This window comes from Acidovorax sp. KPB24-07 (genome assembly GCF_057543315.1).
Genome location: NZ_BAAJYS010000647.1, coordinates 1 through 1,348, shown reverse-complemented (window position 1 = coordinate 1,348; position 1,348 = coordinate 1). Strand labels below are relative to the sequence as shown.

2 protein-coding genes are annotated in these 1,348 nt (G+C 70.4%); one reads left to right on the top strand and one right to left on the bottom strand.

What is annotated here, in order from left to right; all coding sequences use genetic code 11:
* Window positions 1–640: LacI family DNA-binding transcriptional regulator (locus tag AC27IQ_RS24685; protein WP_487091173.1), on the bottom strand; the 640-nt coding region annotated here is incomplete at its 3' end.
* 256 nt (window positions 641–896) lie between these two features.
* Between AC27IQ_RS24685 and AC27IQ_RS24680 the strand changes: the two genes are divergently transcribed.
* Window positions 897–1,348 (top strand): PTS mannitol transporter subunit IIA (locus AC27IQ_RS24680; protein WP_487091172.1); only part of this gene is annotated, 452 nt, incomplete at its 3' end.

The following is a 1,348-nucleotide window of genomic DNA, read 5'->3' as shown; positions in this document are numbered from 1 at the left end:
GGGCGACCCAGTGTGGATCGGGCGCCAGCCCGCGTTCGCGCAGTGCATCCGCGTAGCCGGCCTGGCGCTCCTGGCCCGTGGTGCTGTGCGTGCCGGCCAGCACGGCGATGCGGCGGTAGCCGGCGTCCAGCAGGTGTTCGGTGGCCCGCCGGGCGGCCGCGCGGTTGTCCAGCACCACGCGGTCCGCGCGGGTGGTGTCGAGGGCGCGGTCCACCAGCACCATCGGAAACGGCCAGTCGGCGGGCCGCAGGCGCTTGAGGCCTTCCATGGTGGGCGAGAGGATCACGCCGCTGGCCTGCTCGTCGGCCATCAGTTCAAGGTAGGACTGCTCCTTGGCCGGGTCTTCGTCGGTGTTGCACAGGATGAGCCGCAGGCCGTGGCGGTAGGCCACGTCCTCCACCGCGCGGCCCACGTCGGTGAAGAACGGGCTGCGGATGTCCGAGACGATCAGCCCCACCAGCGAGGCCCGCTGCTGGCGCAGGCGCCGGGCCGCCAGGTTGGGGCGGTAGGCGAGCGCGGCGATGGCCTGCTCGACGCGCTCGCGCAGCGGCGTGCGCACGGCGGCGGGGTTCGACAGCACGCGCGATACGGTAGTGGTGGAGACGCCCGCGCGCTCCGCGACGTCCTTGATGCTGGCCAAGCGGCTTTCTCCTACAAAAGAACCCGGCGTTTTGGTATCGATTCCTGAAATCTCTTTGCGACGGCCGATCTTGCCGCCAGCGGCGACCGATCGGTGCGCTGATTTTGCGCTGCCTCGCGGGGGGGGCGTGGCATTCTTTCATAGGGGATTACCCGAATTTCCATAGGAGAGGGGTGCTTCGTGGCCTTGTCCGCCCTGAAAAGCGGTTTCATAATCCCGCCCTGGAATCGATACCAAAACAAGGAGACATCGCACCATGTCCACGATCCCGGTCGAGGTCCGCCTGGGCGCCGCGCCCCACAACCGAGAAGATGCCGTGCGCGCCGCGGGCGCCCTGCTGGCCCAGGCCGGCCATGCCCAGCCCGCCTACACCGACAGCCTGCTGCAGCGCGAGAAAGTCGCCAACACCTTCCTGGGCCAGGGCCTGGCCATTCCGCACGGCATGGTCGAGGACAAGCACCTCGTGCGGCGCACCGGCCTGGCCGTGCTGCAGGTGCCGGGCGGTGTGCGCTGGGGCGACGATGCCAAGCAGGCACGCCTGGTGGTGGCCATTGCCGCGGCGTCGGACGAGCACATCGCGGTGCTGCGCCGCCTGACCCGCCTGATGCGCGACGACGCCCTGATGGACCGCCTGGCGACCACGCGCGATGCCGGCGAGATCGTGCGGGCGCTCACGGGCGAGGAGTCCGCAGGGCGGCCGAGGCGCCG